At 71.6% G+C, this 21,050-nt stretch carries 19 protein-coding genes; 5 read left to right on the top strand and 14 right to left on the bottom strand.

Annotation, left to right across the window (positions count from 1 at the left end):
* Positions 1 to 323: 323 nt before the first annotated feature.
* On the bottom strand, positions 324 to 1,445 hold the full coding sequence (locus tag HNP84_RS41715) for a DUF4062 domain-containing protein (protein WP_185055608.1): 1,122 nt from the start codon (positions 1,443 to 1,445) through the stop codon (positions 324 to 326).
* An 89-nt stretch (positions 1,446 to 1,534) separates the two neighbouring features.
* Here HNP84_RS41715 and HNP84_RS41710 point away from each other — a divergent pair, with 89 nt between their 5' ends.
* On the top strand, positions 1,535 to 1,987 hold the full coding sequence (locus HNP84_RS41710; protein WP_185055607.1) for a hypothetical protein: 453 nt from the start codon (positions 1,535 to 1,537) through the stop codon (positions 1,985 to 1,987).
* Positions 1,988 to 2,733: 746 nt separating this feature from the next.
* Here the strand turns inward: HNP84_RS41710 and HNP84_RS41705 are convergent.
* Positions 2,734 to 3,480 carry a TetR/AcrR family transcriptional regulator gene (locus tag HNP84_RS41705; protein ID WP_246519332.1) on the bottom strand — a complete coding sequence of 249 codons (747 nt, stop codon included), beginning with the start codon at positions 3,478 to 3,480 and terminating at the stop codon, positions 2,734 to 2,736.
* Between the two features lie 95 nt (positions 3,481 to 3,575).
* Between HNP84_RS41705 and HNP84_RS41700 the strand changes: the two genes are divergently transcribed.
* Positions 3,576 to 4,721: an FAD-dependent oxidoreductase gene (locus HNP84_RS41700; protein WP_185055606.1), complete on the top strand. Its 1,146-nt coding sequence runs from the start codon at positions 3,576 to 3,578 to the stop codon at positions 4,719 to 4,721.
* 3 nt (positions 4,722 to 4,724) lie between these two features.
* On the opposite strand, the gene HNP84_RS41695 is transcribed toward HNP84_RS41700, so the two are convergent.
* The 10 genes from HNP84_RS41695 to HNP84_RS41650 form a co-directional block, all read right to left on the bottom strand.
* Complete coding sequence (locus tag HNP84_RS41695) at positions 4,725 to 5,594, bottom strand: aldehyde dehydrogenase family protein (protein WP_221337412.1); 870 nt, start codon at positions 5,592 to 5,594, stop codon at positions 4,725 to 4,727.
* A complete protein-coding gene (locus HNP84_RS41690) occupies positions 5,587 to 7,050 on the bottom strand; it encodes an aldehyde dehydrogenase family protein (protein ID WP_185055604.1) in 1,464 nt (487 codons plus the stop codon). Before HNP84_RS41690 ends, HNP84_RS41695 begins: the two co-directional genes overlap by 8 nt.
* A 7-nt stretch (positions 7,051 to 7,057) precedes the next feature.
* A complete protein-coding gene (gene deoC / locus HNP84_RS41685; protein WP_185055603.1) occupies positions 7,058 to 7,978 on the bottom strand; it encodes a deoxyribose-phosphate aldolase in 921 nt (306 codons plus the stop codon).
* Positions 7,971 to 8,978 (bottom strand): ABC transporter permease, encoded by a 1,008-nt coding sequence (locus HNP84_RS41680; protein WP_221337411.1) that lies wholly within the window; start codon positions 8,976 to 8,978, stop codon positions 7,971 to 7,973. The genes deoC and HNP84_RS41680 overlap by 8 nt, the downstream gene beginning before the upstream one ends.
* Positions 8,975 to 10,471, bottom strand: a complete 1,497-nt coding sequence (locus HNP84_RS41675; protein WP_221337410.1) for a sugar ABC transporter ATP-binding protein — start codon at positions 10,469 to 10,471, stop codon at positions 8,975 to 8,977. The genes HNP84_RS41680 and HNP84_RS41675 overlap by 4 nt, the downstream gene beginning before the upstream one ends.
* On the bottom strand, positions 10,468 to 11,439 hold the full coding sequence (locus HNP84_RS41670; RefSeq protein ID WP_185055602.1) for a sugar-binding transcriptional regulator: 972 nt from the start codon (positions 11,437 to 11,439) through the stop codon (positions 10,468 to 10,470). Before HNP84_RS41670 ends, HNP84_RS41675 begins: the two co-directional genes overlap by 4 nt.
* Positions 11,436 to 12,953, bottom strand: a complete 1,518-nt coding sequence (locus HNP84_RS41665) for an FGGY-family carbohydrate kinase (RefSeq protein WP_185055601.1) — start codon at positions 12,951 to 12,953, stop codon at positions 11,436 to 11,438. The genes HNP84_RS41670 and HNP84_RS41665 overlap by 4 nt, the downstream gene beginning before the upstream one ends.
* 2 nt (positions 12,954 to 12,955) lie before the next feature.
* The gene (locus tag HNP84_RS41660; RefSeq protein WP_221337409.1) at positions 12,956 to 13,999 is read right to left on the bottom strand and encodes a galactitol-1-phosphate 5-dehydrogenase; all 1,044 of its coding nucleotides are present in this window, start codon (positions 13,997 to 13,999) and stop codon (positions 12,956 to 12,958) included.
* 38 nt (positions 14,000 to 14,037) lie between these two features.
* On the bottom strand, positions 14,038 to 15,033 hold the full coding sequence (locus tag HNP84_RS41655; RefSeq protein WP_185055600.1) for a substrate-binding domain-containing protein: 996 nt from the start codon (positions 15,031 to 15,033) through the stop codon (positions 14,038 to 14,040).
* 255 nt (positions 15,034 to 15,288) lie between these two features.
* Entirely contained in the window at positions 15,289 to 15,933 is a 645-nt protein-coding gene (locus HNP84_RS41650) for a hypothetical protein (RefSeq protein WP_185055599.1), read from the bottom strand.
* A gap of 327 nt (positions 15,934 to 16,260) precedes the next feature.
* Between HNP84_RS41650 and HNP84_RS56500 the strand changes: the two genes are divergently transcribed.
* Positions 16,261 to 18,207, top strand: a complete 1,947-nt coding sequence (locus HNP84_RS56500) for an ATP-binding protein (protein WP_185055598.1) — start codon at positions 16,261 to 16,263, stop codon at positions 18,205 to 18,207.
* A gap of 34 nt (positions 18,208 to 18,241) precedes the next feature.
* Here the strand turns inward: HNP84_RS56500 and HNP84_RS41640 are convergent, their stop codons facing one another.
* Positions 18,242 to 19,591 (bottom strand): WD40 repeat domain-containing protein, encoded by a 1,350-nt coding sequence (locus HNP84_RS41640; RefSeq protein WP_185055597.1) that lies wholly within the window; start codon positions 19,589 to 19,591, stop codon positions 18,242 to 18,244.
* 238 nt (positions 19,592 to 19,829) lie between these two features.
* On the opposite strand from HNP84_RS41640, the gene HNP84_RS41635 reads away from it, so the two are divergent.
* Positions 19,830 to 19,967: a hypothetical protein gene (locus tag HNP84_RS41635; protein WP_185055596.1), complete on the top strand. Its 138-nt coding sequence runs from the start codon at positions 19,830 to 19,832 to the stop codon at positions 19,965 to 19,967.
* Between the two features lie 39 nt (positions 19,968 to 20,006).
* On the opposite strand, the gene HNP84_RS56495 is transcribed toward HNP84_RS41635, so the two are convergent.
* The gene (locus HNP84_RS56495) at positions 20,007 to 20,690 is read right to left on the bottom strand and encodes an MmyB family transcriptional regulator (RefSeq protein ID WP_185055595.1); all 684 of its coding nucleotides are present in this window, start codon (positions 20,688 to 20,690) and stop codon (positions 20,007 to 20,009) included.
* 124 nt (positions 20,691 to 20,814) lie between these two features.
* Between HNP84_RS56495 and HNP84_RS41625 the strand changes: the two genes are divergently transcribed.
* Positions 20,815 to 21,045, top strand: a complete 231-nt coding sequence (locus HNP84_RS41625) for a hypothetical protein (protein ID WP_185055594.1) — start codon at positions 20,815 to 20,817, stop codon at positions 21,043 to 21,045.
* Positions 21,046 to 21,050 lie beyond the last annotated feature (5 nt).

Below are 21,050 nucleotides of genomic sequence, written 5' to 3'. Positions count from 1 at the left end.
CCGACGCACCCACGCCACCGTCACCCGAGCAGGATGATTGTTCCGCCTGAAAAGCGGAAGGTCATGCTGCCACGGGGCTTCCATTCCTGATGGTTGTCGCGAGCATATTCCCGATCTGGTCGGGTGGGCCAGATATCCCAGCCCTGGGCCCTGCGGTACGGGTCGCTTGCCATCGGGTAAGCAGGTTCTCGGTACACGGAGCGCGCTAACCCAGCGCCACGATTGGCATGGCAAACCTGCCGTGAGTGGCCCAGTACTTGAGGAGGCCGGAGAACGAGGTTCACCAGGTGGAGCGGTCTGCTGAATCAAGGGACTACAAATGATTACGTCCGTAGCCGACCAAACAGTGCTCGGGAGAGGTCGCTGCCGACTTCGTGAGCTCCATTCTCCAAAGCTGCCAGGCTGATGGACTCGTCCGGTTCAGTGCGGTACATGCCAGCCGAACGGCCAAAGCCCAACGGCTGGGCACGGGTCCGCAAGCGATGCGGATCAAAGGTATCGACGCTGATGAGTCCGTCCGACGGCACGCCGGCTGCCACGACGACATGTCCTTGTTGGATAATGCCCAACGCTCCTATAAATCGCAGCATCTCAGCGAGCTGCTTCGGTAGCGCTTCGGGATCCAGAATTGAGCCCATCTGGTCTCTGGGGAGGGTTGATCGAACGGAGACCTGCCCCGTCTTATACAGACGAACTTCTCTGATCTCCCCTTTTTGGGGTTTGTCCCATGCGCGATGCTGATTGCTCTCGATACTGACAGCCGCGTGATCCTGGGATCTGAAAAGGTGGAGCGCCTGGCCACTCTCGATGTATTCGGTCCCGCGGACCCGACTCACTAGCGAATCAGTGAATCGGTCCATCTCGCGGGCCGAGTACCCAGGGTAATCCATTGGTAGCACGTGTAGTTCGAGTAGAGAGTCTTGACTGCTACCAAATGAATGTACTCTGTCGTCATCTGCGATCCAGATGAGGGGAGGCTTCTGGGTCAATCTTCTGAATTCTAGGGGAGATGGTTTTGAATCCAGCTCGCGCAAGCCTTTGACGACCTTGGTCTGAAGCTCCACGCTGTTGGAGAAGGAGTCCCGAAACACGCCTGTCGCATAAGCCTCCACGATGCGCGTGAATTTGTGCTGGTCGGGCTCGAATATCACCCCGGTCTTACGGTAGACCAGCCGTGGCGTCCCCAGACGTTGTGCGTGCACCCATTCGTCATGCGTGGCCGACTGTCCAGTTTCCGGGAACACGTGACCATAGTTGGGACCCAAAATGAACAGACAGACATCTGCGGACTCCAGAGCCGCCAGGCATGCCTCTCTGCTCGGAGTGGTCTGGGCTGAGAAGTCTTCGAAGCGCACTGGCGTATGGCCCAGCGCGGTGATCAAACCGGGGAGGGAGTCGCGCTCTTCCTCCAAGCCTTTCCGTGTGCTGCTGATAAAGACTCTCACGATACGATGTCTCCACCGGTCGAGGTTCACTTGCGAACCAGGGCGGTCCGTGCAGCACATGGTATCCGGATGCAGGTGGGGCGGAGTCAATGGCCGAGATCTCGGATGAAGCGATACGCGCCTACTGGAAGGAACATCGGGAGCAGCTACGCCAGTGTGAGACTCAGCGTTCGACGCTTAGCAACCTTCTGATCGTCATCACAGCAGCCTTGAGCGCTCTGATCGTTCAGCAGCGCTTCTCGCTGTACGTTTTGCCCTTGTGTGTCTTTATCTCGATGACTGGCCTGTACGGCGCTGTCGCTGTCTCGAAGTACTACGAGAGGGCTTCCTACCACCTGTCTCAGGCGCGTGCTTTGACCAAAGACCTTGCGGAGCGTGGGGTACTGGGCACTGATGAGAGGTTGGTGAAGGCACGCGCTGATCACTACCGTGCCTTCCCCCGGATGCATCGCATCCGCCTTCATCGGCTGTGGGTGGTCTTGCACTTCGCCATCGGGCTCTACGGGCTGTCACTGCTGTTGATATGTGCCGTCATGGCATGATCGGCGATCTCTGCCACGCGGCTTTCGGTGCTCGGGGTCGCCGGGTCGCGTCCATGCCACCTTCCCCAAGCCCTTTATAACGCTCCCGATCAGGCGAGTAGGATGCCTACTCCGCCTGAAAAGCGGAAGGCCAGCTTGCCGCGCGGCTTCCAGTCCTCGGGCCTTGGCGGCCCTGCGGTTCGGGTCCGCTTGCCACCGGGCTCCCCGGCTACAGCTCTGTTCGCCCAGACCAGGGCCGTTGCTGTACAGCACAGAAGTACAGCAACGCAGGCACACAACCCCGCACCCGGGCGATCACCTCCATACGTCTGACCAGGGCGGCGAGGCTCTGGTCTCAGCTCCGTGCCTAGCTTGTAAACAGCAGGTCAGGGGTTCGATTCCCCTCGTCGGCTCTTGATTTGGGAGCGGGGGCGCGCGCTTGGTCCGGGCGAAGAGCGCGGCCCCTCGCTTCGCTCGGGACTGTGACAGTGGGGCTCCCCCCACACCCCGGCGAGGGAGAACCCTCGCGCTCCCCCCGGGGCCGGGGTCCGTCCGATCCGTCCCGGCCCGCTCCACTGCCGCGCCGTTCAGCGGCATTTGCCAGTGGACCAGCACACATCGTGCATGGCCGTACCTCGGTGAGCGCAGCCCAGCGCGCCGCCGACACCGGGCGCGCCGAGATGGCCGCTGCCGGGCGAACTCGGCCCCCTGCCCCCGCTGGCACAGCCTGGCCGAGCGGTACGACCGCGCGTGACCGGCCCGTAGGCTCAGCTCTCCGGGCTCACCCGGGACGCGATCCCGTCGAGTACGCACTCCAGCCCGGACGCGAAGGCGGTGGCGGGGTCGGGTGGGAAGTCGTCCGCCTGGATGGCTCGCTCAAGGGCGGGGTAGCGGCCGGTGGCGAGCATTCGGGTGAGGTAGGGGCCGGAGGCGCGCTGCCATTGGGTCTTGTCCATGCCGGAGGCGCGCTCGGCGCGTAGTTCGGTGATCTCGCGCCGTACCGCGCCGATCACGTAGGCGGTCACGGTGCCGCCGGCGTGGAGCGCGGCGTCCAGGCTGGTGAGGCCCGGTGCGCGGTGCAGGGCGGCGAATGAGGCGTCGAGGAAGGCCAGCGCGTTGGGGCCGAGGTTGGGGCGGCTGCCCAGCAGGTCGGCGAACCACTCGTGGCGCAGGGCGGCGCTCCGGGTGCGGTGGGCGAGGTCGCGTAGCGCCGCCCGCCAGTCCTCCGCGGCCGGTCCGGGGGCCATGATCTCGCCGTATACCTCGTCCACCATGAGGTCCAGCAGCTCCTGCTTGGTGGACAGGTAGCCGTACAGCCGCATCGGCCCGGCGTTCAGGGCGGCGGCGACCTTGCGCAGGGACACCGCGTCGAGCCCTTCGGCGTCGGCCAGGTCGATGGCCGCGCGGACGATCCGCTCGCGGCTCAGCGGGCTCGGCGCGGGGCGGCTGGGCGGCTCGGGCCGTTCCCAGATGAGCATCGGCTCGCCGTCGCCCGAGTCGTGTCGTGCTCTCATCGCGCCTCGCATCTAGTGGTCCGCTGTGCGGGTTCACACTACAGCGTCCGGGGCGATACAGGCGTATTTTGGCGATACGGTGTATTGTCCCCGCTATGAGAACTCCTCGAATCGCTGTCGCCGGAGCTGGGCCGGGCGGGCTGACCCTTGCCCGCGTCCTGCAGACGCACGGCCTTCCCGTCACCGTCTTCGAGATCGAGACCGCGCCCGGCGCCCGTGAACAGGGCGGCACGCTCGACATGCACGCCGGCGTCGGCCAGCTCGCCCTGGCCAAGGCGGGGCTGCTGGACCGGTTCCGGGTGCTGTCCCGGCCCGAGGGGCAGGAGCAGCGCACCCTCGATGAGTCCGCGGCCCTCCTGCGGCACCGGCTGCCCGCCCCCGGGGAGGAGACCAAGCCGGAGATCGACCGGGGCGTGCTGCGCGAGCTCCTGATCGAGTCGCTGGCCCCGGGCACCGTGCAGTGGGGCCGTGGGGTGGACGCGGCGACACCGCTGCCCGACGGCACCTGCCGCCTGTCGTTCCGTGACGGCTCCGCCGCGGAGTTCGACCTGGTCGTCGGGGCCGATGGCGCCTGGTCGCGGGTCCGTCCGGCCGTGTCGCCCGGCACGCCCGAGTACACCGGAGTGACCTACGTGGAGACCGTCTTCGAGGACGCCGACGCCCGCCACCCCGCTGTCGCCGAACTCGTCGGCGACGGCGGCATGGCGGCGTACGGCCGGGACCGGGCCCTGATCGCGCAGCGCAACGGCAACGGCCGCATCCGTGTCTACGCCGCCTTCCGCGGGCCGCGGGACTGGGACGTACGCGCCGGTGTGGACCTCGGTGACGGCGCGGCGACGCGGGCGTACCTGCTGGGCCTGTTCGACGGCTGGGACGAGCGACTGCGCGACCTGCTGCGCGGCAACGACGGCCCGTTCGTCAACCGGCCCCTGTTCGCCCTGCCCGTCCCGCACCGATGGGAGCACGTCCCCGGGGTCACGCTGCTGGGCGACGCGGCCCACCTGATGCCGCCGCTCGGCGTCGGGGCCAACCTGGCCATGTTGGAGGGCGCCGAGCTGGCCGAGGCGGTCGCCGCCGGGCCGGACCTCGACGCCGCGGTGCGCGCCTACGAGCGGGTCATGCTGCCCCGTGCGGAGCGGGCCGCGCGCTTCTGCGCCGACGGCCTCGCCATGCTCATCTCGCCCGACGGCGTCGAGGGCGCGTTGCGCCTTTACGAGCGGCTGGCCGAGGCGCGGCGATGAGGTTCAGGTGCCGGTGGGGTGCCAGACGGTCTTGATCTCCAGGAACGGGCGCATGCGGGCGGTGCCGGGGTCGGGGTCGGTCCAGTCGGCGGGGCCTGGGCGCAGTACGCGTTTGAGGGTGCCGGCCGCGGACTCCTCCAGGGCCCGGGACAGGTCGCCGGCGCCGGTCAGGTCCAGGGCGTTGACGTCGGCGTGGGCGGCCAGGGGCGGGGCCAGTTCGGTGAGGTGGCCGGTGAGGATGTTCGCCACGCCGGGCGGGAGGTCGGAGGTGGCCAGGGCCTCGGCGAGGGTGATCGCGGGGAGTGGGGCGTGCTCGTCGGCCAGCACGACCGCGGTGTTGCCGGTGGTGATCACCGGGGCAAGCACCGAGACCAGGCCCAGCAGGGGCGAGCCCGCGGGGGCCAGCACGCCCACCACGCCGGTCGGCTCGGGTTCGGACAGGTTGAGGTACGGGCCGGAGACCGGGTTGGCCCCGCCCAGGACGTGGGTGATCTTGTCGGCCCAGCCGGCGTAGTAGACCCAGCGGTCGATCGCGGCCGAGACGACCGCATCGGCCCGGGGCCGGCCGATGCCCTCGGCGGCCATGACCTCCGCGGCGAACTGGGCGCGGCGGCCCTCCATCATCTCGGCGACGCGGTAGAGGATCTGCCCCCGGTTGTAGGCGGTGCGCCCTGACCAGCCGGGGAACGCCTTGCGGGCCGCCACCACGGCGTCGCGCACGTCCTTGCGGGAGGCACGGGCCGCGTTGGCGAGGTGGGTGCCTCGGGAGGATGTCACGGGATAGGACCTGCCTGACTCCGAGCGCGGGAACGCGCCCCCGATGTAGAGCTTGTACGTTCTGCGCACCGCGATGCGCGCGGGGGTGTCAGCCAAGGTACGCCTCCAGGCCGTGGCGGCCGCCCTCGCGGCCGTAACCGGATTCCTTGTAGCCGCCGAACGGGCTGGCCGGGTCGAACTGGTTGAAGGTGTTGCACCACACGACACCGGCGCGCAGCCGGGCCGCGGTCCACAGCATCCGCGAGCCCTTCTCGGTCCACACCCCGGCCGACAGTCCGTACGGGGTGTTGTTGGCCTTGGTCACGGCCTCCTCGGGGGTGCGGAAGGTGAGCACGGACAGGACCGGCCCGAAGATCTCCTCGCGGGCGATCCGGTGGGACTGGGCCACGCCGGTGAAGACGGTGGGCGGGTACCAGTAGCCGCGCTCGGGGATCGCGCAGGCGGGCGACCAGGGCTCGGCACCCTCGTTCGCCCCCGCTTCGGCGAGCTCGCGGATCCTGGCGAGCTGGGCGGCGGAGTTGATCGCGCCGATGTCGGTGTTCTTGTCCAGCGGGTCGCCCAGGCGCAGCCGCTCGATCCGGGCGCGGAGCCTGGGCAGCAGCTCCTCGGCCAGCGACTCCTGCACCAGCAGGCGGGAGCCGGCGCAGCACACGTGGCCCTGGTTGAAGAAGATGCCGGTGACGATGCCCTCGACGGCCTGGTCGAGCGGGGCGTCGTCGTAGACGATGTTGGCGCCCTTGCCGCCCAGCTCCAGGGTGAGCCGCCTGCCGGTGCCCGCCACCGCGCGGGCGATCTCCCTGCCGACCTCGGTGGAGCCGGTGAAAGCGATCTTGTCCGCCTCGGGGTGCGCGACCACGGCGCGGCCGGTGTCGCCGGCGCCGGTCACGATGTTCACCACGCCCGGTGGCAGGTCGGCCTCCTGGCAGATCTCCGCGAAGACGAGCGCGGTGAGCGGGGTGGTCTCGGCGGGCTTGAGCACGACCGTGTTACCGCAGGCCAGCGCGGGGGCGATCTTCCAGGCGAGCATCAGCAGCGGGAAGTTCCACGGGATGACCTGCGCGACCACGCCCAGCGGCCGGGGCGAAGGCCCGAGCCCGGCGTGGGCCAGCTTGTCGGCCCATCCGGCGTGGTAGAAGAAGTGGGCCGCGGCCAGGGGCACGTCCACGTCCCTGGTCTCCTTGATCGGCTTGCCGTTGTCCAGCGACTCCAGCACCGCCAGCTCGCGGGCGCGTTCCTGGATGATCCGCGCGATCCGGAACAGGTACTTGCCGCGCTCGGCCCCGGGCAGCCGCGACCACACCCCCTCGTACGCCCTGCGCGCCGCGGTGAACGCGCGGTCCACGTCGGCCTCGCCCGCCGCGGCGACCTCGGCGAGAGGCTGCTCGTCGGCCGGGTTGACCGTGACGATCCGCTCCTCGCTCTTGGCCTCGGTGAACTCGCCGTCGATGAACAGGTCGTACGACGGGCGGATCGCCACGATCGACCGCGCCTCGGGCGCGGGGGCGTACTCCAGGGGGCCGTCGTCCAAGGGTCCGTACTCCAAGGTGGTCATGGTCCTTCTAGTCGAGGGTGTAGTAGTCGGGGCCGCCGTAGTGGCCGGTGGCGAGCTTGGCGCGCTGCATGAGCAGGTCGTTGAGCAGGGTGGAGGCGCCCAGCCTGAAGTGGGCCGGCGACAGCCAGTCGGGCCCGGCCACCTCGTTGACCAGGACCAGGTAGCGGATCGCGTCCTTGGTGGTGCGGATGCCGCCGGCGGGCTTGACCCCCGCCTGCCGCCCGGTGAGGGCGCGGTAGTCGCGCACCGCCTCCAGCATGATCAGCGTGATCGGCGGCGTGGCGGCGGGCGTGACCTTGCCGGTGGAGGTCTTGATGAAGTCCGCGCCGGCGTGCAGCGCCAGCCAGGACGCCCGGCGTACGTTGTCGTAGCAGGCCAGCTCGCCGGTCTCCAGGATCACCTTCAGGTGCGCCTCGCCGCACGCCTCCTTCACCGCGGCGATCTCCTCGAAGACCTTGCCGTAGTCGCCGGCGAGGAACGCGCCGCGGTCGATGACCATGTCGATCTCGGTGGCGCCGGCGGCGACGGCGGCGCGGGTGTCGGCCAGCTTCACCTCCAGCGGCGTACGCCCGGCGGGGAATCCGGTGGCGACCGAGGCCACCGCCACCTCGGTCCCGGCCAGGGCCTGGGCCGCCACGGCGGCCATGTCGGGGTAGACGCAGACCGCGGCGACCGGTGGCGCGGTGGGGTCGGCCGGGTCGGGGCGCACGGCCTTGGCGGCCATGGCGCGCACCTTGCCCGGCGTGTCGGCGCCCTCCAGCGTGGTCAGGTCCACCATCCGGATGGCCAGGTCGATGGCGCGGGCCTTGGCCGTGGTCTTGACCGACCGGGTGGCGAGGTCGGCGGCCCGGCGGCGTACGCCGACCTCGTCCACCCCGGGCAGTCCGTGCAGATAGGCCCGCAGCGAGCCAGGGACGGTGTCAGGCACGCGCGCCCCGCCTTTCGATGAGCATGTTGAGGATCAGGGCGACCAGCAGGATCAGGCCGGTCACCACCATCTGGAAGAAGGAGCCGAGGCCGAGCAGGTTGCACAGGTTGCGCAGCACCGACAGCAGCAGCACCGCCACGAACGTGCCGAACACGCCGCCACGGCCACCGAACAGGTTCGTGCCGCCGAGCACCACCGCGGCGATCGCGTCCAGCTCCAGGCCGCTGAAGGCGGTCGGCTGGCCCACGGTCAGCCGGGAGGTGAGCAGCACCCCGGCCAGCGCGGCCAGCGCGCCCGACACCGCGAACACCGTCGTGATCACCGCGCGCACCGGGAGCCCGGACAGGCGCGCGGCCTCCTTGTTGCTGCCGACGGCGTAGACGTACTCGCCGAAGGTCGTGCCGCGCAGCACCAGCGCCGCCAGGATCGTGATCGCCACGAACACGATCCCGACGATCGGCACATAGCCAATGAAGCCACCGCCGAGGAGCTGGAACGCCTCCGAGCCGCCGCCGTCGGCCGGCTTGCCGTCGGTGAGCAGGTACGTCAGGCCGCGGATGGCGGTGAGCCCGGCCAATGTGGTCATGAACGATGGCAGCCCCAGGTACGCCGACAGCCCGCCCATGATCGCGCCGAACACCGCGCCCACCGCGATGCTGATCGCGATCGCGGGCAGGACCGGCATTCCGGAGCCCATCAGCAGCGCCACGGTCATCCCGCCGAACGCGGCCACGCTGCCCACCGACAGGTCGATCCCCGCGGTGAGCACCACCATGGTCATGCCGATGGCGACGATCCCGGTGAGCGCCGACTGCTGCAGCAGGTTGGCGATGTTGCGCCCGGTGAGGAACTGCGGCGCCAGCAGGCTGGCCACGACGCACAGCGCGAGGAAGACCAGCAGCAGGTTGGACTTGACGATCAGGTCGGTGCCCCGGCGGGACCTGCCGCCGCCGGCCTCCTTGACCGCCGCGGTCATGGCGGATCCGATCGAAGTGGTCATGGCGTCGCTCCTGTGATGACGGTGTGCGCGATCACGCTTTCGGGGCTGACCCTGGGGTCGAAGCCCGCCACGTTGCGGCCCTCGTACAGGACCTGGATGCGGTCGGCGTTGGCGGTCAGCTCGTTCAGCTCGCTGCTGGCCAGCAGCACCGCCACGCCCTGGCCGGCGAGGTGGCGCACCTGCCGGTACAGGTCGGCCTTGGCGCCGACGTCGAGGCCGCGCGTGGGCTCGTCCAGCAGCAGCACCCGGATACGGCCGCGGGTGATCCACTTGGCCAGCACGACCTTCTGCTGGTTGCCGCCCGACAACTGCCCCACGAGCTGGCCGGGTCCGGCCGACTTGACGCCGAGGGCGGTGAGCGCGTCCGCGGTGATCCTGCGGCCGGTACGGCCGGGCATCAGCCACGGGGGCCTGCCGAGCGCGGCGATCGCGGCGTTGCGGCTCACCGACAGGCCCAGCATGAGCCCCTGCTCCTTGCGGCTCTCGGGCACCAGGGCCAGCCCGGCCCGCACCGCGGCGGCGGGGCTGCCCGGACGCAGCGGCACGCCGTCCAGCCGGGCGGTGACCTGCGCCTTGATGTCCCCGAACAGCGCGCGCAGCAGCGTCGTACGCCCCGCGCCGCCGAGCCCGGCCAGGCCGACGATCTCACCGGGCCGCACCTCGATGCCGCGTACGTCGAGCAGGCCGGGGACGTGCACCCGCTCCACGCTCAGCCGCGGCTCGCCCTCGGGCGCCGGGTGGGCGGTGGGCCGCACCAGCTCCTTGGCCTCGCCGATCATGGCGGCGACGAGCTCGCCGGGGCCGGTCGAGGACAGGTCGAACACCCCCGCCGTACGCCCGTCGCGCAGCACCGTGGCCCGGTGCCCGATCTCCATCACCTCCTCCATCCGGTGCGAGATGAAGATCACCGATCGGCCTTCCGCGGTGAGGGACCTGATCACCTCGAAGACCCTGGCCAGCTCGCTCTCGCCCAGGGTGGCGGAGGGCTCGTCCATGACGATCACGCGCGCGTCGGCGGTGAGCGCCTTGGCGATGGCGGTGAGCTGCCGCGCCGCGATGGGCAGCTCCCTGACCGGCGTCGTCACGGGGAAGTTCGCGCCGACCCGGTCCAGGGCCTCGCGGGCGAGCCCGGCCCGGCGCGCGCGGCGGACGAAGGGGCCCAGGCGGGGCGCCCGGCCGAGCAGCAGGTTCTGCGCCACGGTGAGGTCGGGCAGCAGGTCGAGTTCCTGGTAGATCACCGCGATGCCGGCGGCGAGGCCGGCGTGCGGGGTGGCGGGCCGGTACGGCTCGCCGTCGAGCAGGATCGTGCCCTCGTCCGGCTGGTAGGAGCCGGCGAGGATCTTCATCAGCGTGCTCTTGCCCGCGCCGTTCTCGCCGAGCAGGCAGTGCACCTCTCCGGCGCGCACGCTCAGGTCCACGCCGTCCAGGGCGACGGTGCCGGGGAAGCGCTTGACGATCCCCGACATGTGCAGCCGCTCCGTGGTGTCGCTCACATGCCCTCCTTGGCCGGGGTGCCCAGCAGGTACGCCGCGCTCGGCTCGTCGGTGATCAGCACGTCGCAGACGTGGCTCACCACGACGGCCCGGCACACCTCGTGCTTGGCCTCGCCGCTGACCAGCGCGACCGTGGTGGCGGCGGCCGAGCGCAGCACGTCCAGGGACAGCCCGAGCGTGCGTCCGTCCAGGTCGGCGTCCACGATCCGGCCGCGCGCGTCCACGAAGCGGCCGAGCACGTCGCCGACGGCCCCGGCCGCCGCCAGCCTGGCGATGTCGCCGGCGTCGATCTGGCCGGAGTCCACCAGCACCGAGTCGCTGCTCATGCCGCCCGGACTGAACAGGAACAGGTCGGCGCGGGCGGCCAGGGCCAGTACGTCGGCGACGGCGCGGTCGTTCTCCAGCACGGCACGGGTGCTGCTCTGCTCCAGGATCGCCGGGGCGGGCAGCAGGGTGGCGGTGCCGCCGCCGTGGTGCGCGATGACGTTGGCCATGCTGTGCGCCGTGGTCGGCTGCCGCGAGCGGCTGTGCGCGCCGTTGATCTGCACCACGTTGACGCCCTTGGCCCAGCCGGGCCTGAGCCCGCCGGCCAGCCGGTCGAGCGTGCGCCCCCAGGAGACGCCGATCAGCCGGGGCGACGGGCGCATCGCCATCAGGTACTCCGCGCCCGCCATGGCCACCCGTTCGCGCAGGTGCTCGGGGTCGGTGGAGGAGCCCGCCGCCACCACGATCGCGGCGCGCAGGCCGAAGCGCTCCACCAGCGAGCGCTCCATCTGCGGCACCCGGAACTTGGGGTGGACCACCTGGATGCGCACGATCCCGGCTTCACGGGCCTCGGCCAGCATCCGGCCCACCTTCCACCGGGTGAGGTGGAGGACGCGGGCGATCTGCTCCTGGGTCTGGCCGTCCTCGTAGTAGCGGACGGCGACCTGGTAGAGCTGGTCGTCGTAGTCGGCGGGGACGCTCATGAGCCCCCCTCCAGGCGGTCCGGCGCGGTGAGGCGGTGCGCGACGGGCGTGGTGGCGGCGGTGGCCGCGAGGTAGTCGGCGTAGCCGTGCCGATAGGCGCCCGCGTGCGCCGCCTGCGGTTCCACGACGCGCAGGCGGGGCGCGTACTCGGCCGCGGCCTCGTCCAGGGTGGCGTGCCGGCCCGCGCCCACCGAGGCGATCACCGAGCAGGCGCGCAGCGTCAGGTTGTCCTCGCCCGCCAGGCTGATCGGCCGGCCGAGCACGTCGGCCGTGGTCTGCAGCCACAGCTCGTTGTGCCGGATGCCGCCGGAGACGAAGATCTCCTCCACGGCGACGCCGCCCTCGGTGAAGGAGTCGATGACCTGGCGGGTGCCGTACGCCACGCCCTCGACGGCCGCCCGGTAGACCTGCTCCGGGGTGCTGGCCAGGGTCAGCCCGAGCACCGCGCCGCGCAGCCGCGGGTCACGCAGCGGCGTGCGGTTGCCCATGAAGTAGTCCAGGACGATCAGTCCGTGCTCGACCGGCGGCAGCGCCGCCGCGGCCTTGATCAGCCCGCCGATCTCGGCCCGGGTCCGCCCCATGAGCCGTTCCCCCGCCCAGGCCAGCACCGAGCCCGCGCTGACCTGACCGCCCTCGACCAGCCAGTGGCCGGTGCGCAGCGCGTCCGGGTACGGTCCCCACACGGTGGCCGGGAAGACCGGCTCGGCGATCTCGGTGACGAAGGCGTTGGAGGTGCCGCACACGATCGACACCCGGCCCTCGCGGGCGCCGCCGAGGGCCAGCAGCGACAGGTGGGCGTCGATGCCGCCCGAGGCCACCACGGCCGGGCCGGTCAGGCCCAGCTCGGCGCGGGCGGCGGCGCAGACCTGCGCGATCGGGTCGCCCACCGGCACGATCTCGGCGGGCACCTTGGCGCCGAGGTCGCCGACGCCGAGCAGTTCGTACAGGTCGTGCGGGTGGCCCGCGCCGCGCGGGTCGTAATTGCTCTTGCAGACCGCGTTCATCCGCGAGCCGGCCCACCGCCCGGTGAGCCGCCACACGACGTAGTCGACCGCCTCCACGATCCGCGCGGCCTCGCGGTAGACGCCGGGCTCGTTGCGGGCCAGCCACATGGCCTTGGGCACCAGCCACTCCACCGCGTCGCCGCGGCCGGAGTAGCGCAGCACCGGGTGCTCGACCCGCGCCGTCAGCGCCGACTCGGCGCTGGCCCTGGCGTCCATCCACAGCAGGGCCGGGCGCAGCGGGCGGCCGTGCCGGTCGAGCACGGCGACGGTGGAGGCGGTGGTCGCCACCCCCACCCCGGCGACCTGCGGGTTCCCGGCCTCCTCCAGCGCCGCGCGTACGGCGTTGACGCTCGCCCGCCACCAGTCGTCCGGGTTCTGCTCGGCCCAGCCCGGCCGGGGGAACGAGGTGGGGTAGGAGTCCTCGCCTGCCCCGGCACACGTGCCGTCCGGGTGGTAGACCGCGGCGCGGGCGCCTTCCGTGCCCAGATCCAGGGCGAGGAACGCGCTCATCGTCACCCCTCGTTCGGCAGGAACAGGACCTTGGCGCTGAAGATGGACCGCGAGCCGAGGCCGGCCATGGTCTCGGGCAGCGCGTCCAGCCCGAGCTCGTGCGTGATCATGAACTTCCAGGCGAGGTCGCCCGAGGCCATCGCCTTGGCCGCCACCCGCCACTCTTCGCCGGGGAAGGGCGCGGAGAAGGAGTTCCAGGCACCGTGCAGGGTCACCTCACGGCGGAGGAAGGAGCTGAAGGTGGGCTTGGGCAGCACCACGGGGTCGTGCGGGATGCCGATGAACACCGCCTCCCCGTGCCGCGCGGCCAGGGCCACGGCCTGGTCGATGGTGGCCGGCACACCGGCCGACTCCACGACCACGTCGTATCCCTCTCCCGCCACGTCGGCGGCGGCCTCGGCGCCGGTCGCGGTGTGCGTGGCGCCGGCCTCGACGGCCATGGCCGCCTTCCGCTCGTCCAGCTCGATCGCCAGTACCTCCGACGCCCCCGCGAGCCGCGCCCACTGCACCGCGAACAGCCCGATCGGCCCCGCGCCGACCACGGCGACGCGGTGGCCCGGACGCAGCCGGGTGCGCCACAGCGCGTGCAGCGCGATCGCCGCCGGGTCGAGCATGGCCGCGGCCCTGGGGTCCAGGGTGGCCGGCAGCACCATCAGGTTCTCGGCCGGCACGGTCACGTACTGCGCGTACGCCCCGTCGCGCCGGCTGCCGAAGTACCCATAGTCCTTGCACAGGCTGAACTTGCCCTGGCTGCAGGGCGCGCAGCGGTGGCACGGGATCAGCGGCGGAACGCTGACCAGGTCGCCCTCCTGCGCGCCCTGCGTGCCCTCGCCCAGCCGTACGACGTGGCCGGAGAACTCGTGCCCGCAGATGATCGGGAAGCGGTAGGCACCGGTGCGCAGCATGCGCGGGATGTCCGATCCGCACACGCCGCACGCCGCGACGCGGACCAGCGCCTCGCCCGGCCCGGGTTCCGGCACGGGCACCTGCTCGACCCGGATGTCCCCGGGAGCGTGGAGCACTGCGGCCTGCATGGTTTCCGGCATCTCTCTCTTTCCTCTGGTGCTGGGTTGTGTGGGTGGGACTACTGCAGGGCCTGAGCGAACTCGCCCGTCCCGCCGCTGTAGTCACCGGCGTTGGCGGTGTCGATCAGTGCGGTGCCCGCGTCCACGTACGCCGGGACCTTCTCGCCGCCGCGTACCTTGAGCACGGTGTCCACGGCCGTGGCGCCCAGGGAGATGGGGTCGTTGAGCGCGGTGGCGACGTACTGCCCGCCTCCGGCGATCTGCTTGACCGCCTCCATGAGGCCGTCCACGCCGGTGACCAGGACCTTGTCCTTGCCGTTCTCCTTGAGGACCTGGAGCGCTCCAAGGGCCATGTCGTCGTTGTGCGCGTAGACGGCGGCAACGTCGGGGTGGACCTGCAGCAGGTCCTGCATCGCGGTGACGGCCTTGGCGCGCACGTAGTCGGAGTACGGCCCCTCGACGATCTTGATCTTGGGGTTGGCGGCGACGGCCGCGTGGAACCCGGCGCTGCGGTCGCGCGCCACGGCCCCGCCCGCGTCCCCGCGGATCTCGATGACCGTGCCGCCCTTCTCGCCGAGCTTCTCGCTCAGCGCCTTGCCGACGAGCTCGCCCATCGCCTTGTTGTCCCGCCCGACGTGCGAGACCGCGCCGTCCGGCACGGGCCGGTCCACGGTCACCACCGGGATCCCGGCGGCCTTGGCGGCGGCCAGTCCCGGCTGCACGCCCTGCGGGTCCACCGGGTTGATCAGCAGGACGTCCACCTGACGGGTGATGAGGTCCTGGATGTCGTTGTTCTGCTTGGTGACGTCACCGTCCGCGTCGGCGAAGTACAGCTCGGCGCCCGCCTTCTTGGCCGCCGCCTCCGCCCCCTCGCGCAACTGCACGTAGAAGGGGGACTGCTGGGTCGCCTGACTGAAGCCGATGGCGACCGGACCGGTCGCCTTCTCACTGGCGCCGGCGGTGGAGCCGCCGGGCGTGGCCGACACCGAGCATGCGGACAGCGCGGTGATGGCGAGGAGGAGCGCGGGCATGGTGAAGAGCCGCAATCCACGCATATGGGCCTCCGGGGTGTGATTTAGGTAACGCACGCTAAATCACGGGTTAACCGGACAGCAACACATGAGCCGGATTTTGCTCACATGAGCACGCGCCGCCGAGCGTAGCCTCTGGCCTGCGGAAACACCCCGCACGCCCACGACCGCGTGCTCGCGCCGAGCATCCGGGGCCCGTACGCCCGCCCCCCATTGCCTGCCCTCGCATCCGGTCCTGCCCCGCATGGTGGCGGTCATCACGGCAGGCCGCCGGCCATCTCAGGACATCTCGTGCGGGCCGTCCGCGGCCACGGAGGACGCTGTTTGAGAGCGAGCCGACTGGGCGATGCCGCCGCGGGTCACGACACCGAGCAACGCGATGCCGAGGCCCAGGGCGAGGACGGTGAGCACGCCCTCGGGCCAGTAGATGTGGCTGCCCAGCCAGAACACCGAGGCGATGATCAGGATCGTGCCGCCGGGAGCCACGCGGCGTGGGCCGTGGCGGGCGGCCAGGGCCGTGGTCGTGGCCACCGCGGCGAGCAGGAAGCCCGCCGAGCCGATCAGGCCGAGTGCTCCGCCGACGACGTCGATGGCCGTACCGGCGCGGGACAGGGTCGTGAGGTCGCCGGTGTTGGCCACGAGTGTGCCGTAGGCGATTCCGGCGATGGCGTCGAGGCTGGTGTAGAAGATCGCGTAGATGTAGGAGCCCACTCGTGCGGCCGTGGCCCAGGGGCCCTTGTGTCCGCGCAGGAGGAGCAGCAGGGGGGCCGCCAGCAGCGGGAACACCGGCAGGAGCAGCAGATGCAGGGTGATCCAGCGTCCGGCGGTGTCCTGGGTCAGGTGGTGGGGGTGCCAGAAGCCGGCCACGGCGAGCACCGCGGGAACGAGCGTCAAGGCGGCGGTGCGAAGGACTACGGGTTTCACGAAAGGTCCACCTCCGGGCCTTGAAGCTAGGCGCGCGGGGGCCGGTGGCGAAGGGTGCCGGCCTCCGCGTTCATGCCGGTGGCAGGCCGGAGAAAGTGTGCGGTCAGCCACAGGAAACCGGGCGCCGGAACCGGCATGCTGCGAAGGCGTGACCGGCGATCGAGCGATGGTGGGGGAGCCCCGGGCGCGTGGGCGCGGCCGGGGTGTGGCGGCGATACCGTGGCCCTGGACGCGTATTCACAGGCCGGAGGGGGTGCAGGCGGTCATCGGCAGCGACGCCGGGTTCGCGCCGCTCGTTCCCGCGGCGCGCCCGTGGTGACGCCTCGCGTGAACGGCAAGCGGCTCCTCGCCGGTGTGATCGCCGTGACGGCCGTGTCGGGCACGGTGGCCGGTGCGGTGCTGGAGACCGGCCTTCCCGTCCCGGCGTCCCAGTGGGTGTTCTCGGTGCTCGGGGCGTTGCTGCCGGGCCTCGGCTGGCTGATCGCCACCCGCCGGCCGGCCAACCCGTACGGCTGGCTGGTGCTCGCGACGGCGCTGTGCTTCGGCGTCGGCGGGCTGGGGGTGGGCGCTCTGCTGTACTACGCCCGGACCGGCTACGACGGGCCCGGTCTGGGCGTCGCCGTGGCGACGGCGGCGCTGTTCGGCGTGCACTACGGGATGGTGTGGTTCTTCGTCCCGTTGCTGTTCCCCGACGGCCGGTTGCCGTCGCCGAGGTGGCGGCCGTTCGCCTGGGCGGGCGGCGCGTGCATCGCCGTTCAGGCGTTCGGTGTGCTGTTCACCCCGGGCCTGGTGGACGAGGAAGTGCCCGTGCCGAATCCGCTCGCGTTGCCCGGCGTCGCCGGGTCGGTGGCCGTGGGAGCGGCCACGGCGGGGGTGCTGCTGACGCCCGTCCTCGCGGTGGGGGCGCTCAGCGCGCTGATCGTGCGGTGGCGCAGGGCGTCGCGGGCGGAGCGGCGCCAGTTGCGGTGGATGACGGCGGGACTCCTGCTGCACGTGGCCGGCTTCCTGCTCGTCCTCGGCATCGATCATCGGCTCGTCGCGCCGGGCCTGAGCTGGCTCGCCCTGCTGTCCGTGCTCGGCGCGGTGCCCGCGGCCATCGGCGTGGCGGTCGTGCGGTACAACCTGCTCGACATCCGCGTGGTGGTTCGCGGATCGCTGGCGTACGGCCTGCTGTGGGCCGCCATCGCCCTGCTCTACGCCGGTGTCGCGACCGCTCTGGGCGTCGTCGCGGGCGAGCGGCTGCCGGTCGAGGTCGCGATCACCCTGACCGTCCTGGTGACGCTGGTGTTCCAGCCGGTACGGGCGCGGCTGGAGGCGCTCGCCGACCGGCTCGTGTTCGGCGTACGTCCCATGGCGGCGCAGGTGCTGACGGAGATGAGCGCGGCGCTGGACTCCATGACGGAGTCGAGCAGCCAGCTCCAGCATCTCGCGCACGTCGCCCGCTCCGCCCTCGGCACGCGGTGGATCGCGGTGCGGCTGGACGACGGCACGGAGGCGAAGGCGGGCGCCGTCACGGGCTCGCCGGAGCGTACCGTCCCGATCAGGAACGAGGGACGCGACGTGGGCACGCTGTCGTGCGGCCCCAAGATCGAGGGCGAGCTGACCGAGCGGGACGACGCCCTGCTCGCCGCCATGGCGGCCCAAGCGGGCCTGGCCCTGCGCGCCACGCGCCTCGCCGCCCGCCTGGTGCACGCCCAGGAGACCGAGCGCCGCCGGATCGAGCGGAACATCCACGACGGCGTGCAACAACAGCTCGTCGCCCTCATCGCGGGGCTCGAACTGGCCAGGGCCGCGCCGCGCGCCGAGACCCTGGAACGGCTCCGCGAGCAGGCGCGGGCCACCCTCGAAGACCTCAGAGAGCTGGCCGCGGGCATCCACCCGACGGTGCTCACCCAGGGCGGCCTGGTGGAGGCGGTGGAGGAACGCTGCGACCGCCTCCCGATCGACGCCGAGGTCAGCGTGGACGACGATCTGCGCATGCAGCGCTTCCCCGACGACATCGAGGGCGCGGCCTACTTCACCATCGGCGAGGCCCTGGCCAACACGCTCAAGCACGCCTCCGCCTCGCGCGTCGAGGTACGGCTGGCGCGGCAGGACGGCTGCCTGCTCCTTGAGGTGGCCGACGACGGCAGGGGGTTCGACCCCGCGGCCGTGACCCAGCGCGGGCTCGGCTCGCTGGCCGACCGGCTCAGCGCCCTGGGCGGCCACCTCGAAGTCGACAGCGACCCGGCGAAGGGGACCAGGGTGAACGCCTGGATACCGGTAGATGCCTGATCCGGCCTTTCGATCCCGTGGTGCGCCGGCCGGCTCAGGCGTCGCCCGGGTCGTCGTCATGCAGGTGCAGGGCGTCGTGGGCGCCGCGCGCGGCCTTCAGTTGGGCGTGCAGGTAGTCGATGCGCCGGTACAGCACGCGGTGGTCGGGTGGCCGCGTGCTCCGCCACAGCCGCACCTTTCTGTCGGCGCCCGCGGTGGCGAGCAGATGGCCGTGCGGGTGGAAGGCGACGGCGCGTACGGGACCGATGTGGCCGGTCAGCGGCGGTCCCGCCTGCTCCCCGGAGTCGAGGCGCCACAACCTGATCGTTCCCTCATCGCCGGCGCTGGCCACCAGGTCGGCCCCCGGGTGGAAGGCCACCGACCGGACGGGGCCGATGTGGCCGAGCAACGGGTCGCCCACGGCCCGTTTCGCGATGGGGTCCCACAGTCTCACCGTTTCGTCGTCGCCGGCGCTGGCCAGCAGGCGTCCGTCCGGGTGGAAGGCGACCGCGATGACGGCGCCGTTGTGGCCCGCGAGCGCTTCCTGCGCCAACGTTCGTGAGCCGATGTCGCGTAATTGCACGATGCCGTCGTCGCTGCCGTTGGCCATCAGGCGACCGTCATTGCTGAAGGCGAGGGCCCAGTGGCCGGCCAGAGATCGCCGCAACGGTTCCCGCGACCTGACGTCCCACAGCCGTACGGTCCCGTCCAGGTCGCCGCTGGCGAGAACGCGCCCGTCCGGGTGGAAGGCCACCGACCAGACACTGCTGGTGTGGCCCCGCAGCGGCTCTCCCACCGCTCGCCCGGAGTCGGCGTCCCACAGCCGGATGCTCTTGTCGCTGCCGGCGCTGGCCAGCAGGCGTCCGTCCGGGTGGAAGGCCACCGCTTGGACGACGCCCTCGTGGCCTCGCAGCGGCTCCCGCACGGGCTCTCCCGTGGTGGCGTCCCACAACCGCACCGTTCCGTCGCCGCCGGCGCTCGCCACCGTATGCCCGTCCGGATGGAAGACCAGCGACCAGATGGGACCGGAGTGACCCGCCGGCGGTTCGCCCACCGGCTGGTACAGCTCCCGCCCCGGATCGAGGGCCGGCCCCTGGTGATCCTCCGCCTGGATCACGGGCCCGGCCTGGGGAGAGGGCGCAGGCCGCAGGTTGCGGGCGTCCACCCACAGTGTCTTGAACTCCGCGACGTCGCCGTGCAGGGCCTCGACGACGAGCTCCAGGTAGCCCCACCGCGGCAGTCTGTCGCAGCGGATCACCGCGTACGCGGTGGTGTGGCTCATCGCGCCCGTCTGCTTGGCCAGCATCCGCAGGCTGGGCTCGCCCGCGTGCAGATACAGCTCTCGCAGACGCCTGCGCAGGACGGCCAGCGCGTCCTCACCCGGCAGCGGGCTTCGCGAAGTCATGGTGCTCTCAGCATCGCGGAGCGTCAGAAAATGTAAAGCCCTGTACGCGGACTCGCCCTGCCTGCATGTCGTCACCCGGGACGCCGCGTGTCAGCGTCTGTCAACCGATGTCCGGATTCATCGGATGAGGTAAGACCTTGGAGCACGTCGTCAACGGCGCCTGGGCAGGCCACATCCTGGTCTCGCGTCCCTACGAGATCAGTGGAGAGGGAGCGCGGAACTCGTGAAGGGGAAGCTCATGACCGTGTTGTCCCATGCCCTTGTCGCGGTGAGCGCTGTGCTGCTGACCACCCCCGCCGTGATCTACATGTTCTCGGCCGACCCGGGCCGCCGATCGCGGGCGCTGCGCCTGCTGCGCCTGCTGCTGCGCCGCTAGCGCCGGCCGTGCCGGGGCCCGGCCGGGCCGTCGTCCCGGTCACCGTTGGGCGGCCGGGCGGATGATCAGTTCGTTGACGTCCACGTCGGCGGGCTGGGAGATGGCGTAGGAGATGGCCGCGGCGATGGCGTCGGCCGGGATGGACTCCGCCCGGTAGGTCCGCATCGCCTCCTTCGCGCCGGGCTCGGTGATGGTGTCGGCGAGTTCCGACTCCACGACGCCGGGGGAGACGGTGGTGACCCGGATGCCGGGGTCGAGGAACACCAGCCTGACCAGGTCTCCGCTGTACGCGTGCCCGTCGAACAGCGCCTTGCCGAGGTCGTTGTGCGCGAGCACGGTCAGGCGGCGGCCCAGGACCACCGCGGGGGTCTGCGGCCAGGCGGCCATCATGCGCAGCAGGTTCGGGCTGACCCGTTCCCGGCGCGGACGGGGACGCCGCGCGCCGGAGGCCGGCCGCGCCAGCTCGTGCAGGTACGCGGTCGCGTCCTCCTCCAGCGCCAGCGCCCGGGCCAGCGCCTGCACCACCTGGGCCGACGGGTGCCGCTCGCGCCCCTGCTCCAGCCGCACGTAGTAGTGCGTGCTGACCCCGGCCAGCCGGGCGACCTCCTCCCGCCGCAGCCCCGCGACCCGGCGCGAACCTCCGGGCGGCAGCCCGGCATCCTCGGGCCGCACCAGCTCACGGCGTGCGCGCAGGAACCGGCCGAGCGCGTTGTCTCTGTCCACGCCTTCGAGGCTAGGCCGGAAACACCGCCGGCAGGGCCGCCGAAGGTGGCCGTGCCACTACCACCCACGACCCCGGCGGGCGCTGGACGCGGCGGTTCGCGCGCTGGGGGAGCGCGGCTGGGAGGTGGACCCCGGCCTTCGCCGGCCTCCTGTCTGGCTGGAGTCGGCCGAGTGGGAGGGGACGCGGCTGTCCGCGCAGACGCTGGACGCCTACGAGGTGCCGGCCTCGGAGGGGTTCAACGAGCGGCTCGACGCCGCGAACGCGAGGTTGTTCGCCGAGCTGCGGGCACGGGCCGGGGCGGAGGCGTTCGTGGTCGTGGAGGCGTTCCGGGGGGCGTTCGACCTCTGGTCGTGATCGTA

The sequence above is a fragment of the Thermocatellispora tengchongensis genome, assembly GCF_014202315.1.
GTDB lineage: Bacteria > Actinomycetota > Actinomycetes > Streptosporangiales > Streptosporangiaceae > Thermocatellispora > Thermocatellispora tengchongensis.
Note: the sequence above shows the minus strand (reverse complement) of the source record. Positions and strands in the feature narration are given on the sequence as shown.

Bases quoted from the DNA above. Each gene is read 5' to 3' on its own strand.
- HNP84_RS41710 (WP_185055607.1), top strand. From the start codon at position 1,535: ATGGCCGAGATCTCGGATGAAGCGATACGCGCCTACTGGAAGGAACAT.
- HNP84_RS41705 (WP_246519332.1), bottom strand. From the start codon at position 3,480: ATGAGAGCACGACACGACTCGGGCGACGGCGAGCCGATGCTCATCTGG.
- HNP84_RS41700 (WP_185055606.1), top strand. From the start codon at position 3,576: ATGAGAACTCCTCGAATCGCTGTCGCCGGAGCTGGGCCGGGCGGGCTG.
- HNP84_RS41690 (WP_185055604.1), bottom strand. From the start codon at position 7,050: ATGACCACCTTGGAGTACGGACCCTTGGACGACGGCCCCCTGGAGTAC.
- HNP84_RS41680 (WP_221337411.1), bottom strand. From the start codon at position 8,978: ATGACCACTTCGATCGGATCCGCCATGACCGCGGCGGTCAAGGAGGCC.
- HNP84_RS41670 (WP_185055602.1), bottom strand. From the start codon at position 11,439: ATGAGCGTCCCCGCCGACTACGACGACCAGCTCTACCAGGTCGCCGTC.
- HNP84_RS41665 (WP_185055601.1), bottom strand. From the start codon at position 12,953: ATGAGCGCGTTCCTCGCCCTGGATCTGGGCACGGAAGGCGCCCGCGCC.
- HNP84_RS41660 (WP_221337409.1), bottom strand. From the start codon at position 13,999: ATGCCGGAAACCATGCAGGCCGCAGTGCTCCACGCTCCCGGGGACATC.
- HNP84_RS41655 (WP_185055600.1), bottom strand. From the start codon at position 15,033: ATGCGTGGATTGCGGCTCTTCACCATGCCCGCGCTCCTCCTCGCCATC.
- HNP84_RS41640 (WP_185055597.1), bottom strand. From the start codon at position 19,591: ATGACTTCGCGAAGCCCGCTGCCGGGTGAGGACGCGCTGGCCGTCCTG.
- HNP84_RS41635 (WP_185055596.1), top strand. From the start codon at position 19,830: ATGACCGTGTTGTCCCATGCCCTTGTCGCGGTGAGCGCTGTGCTGCTG.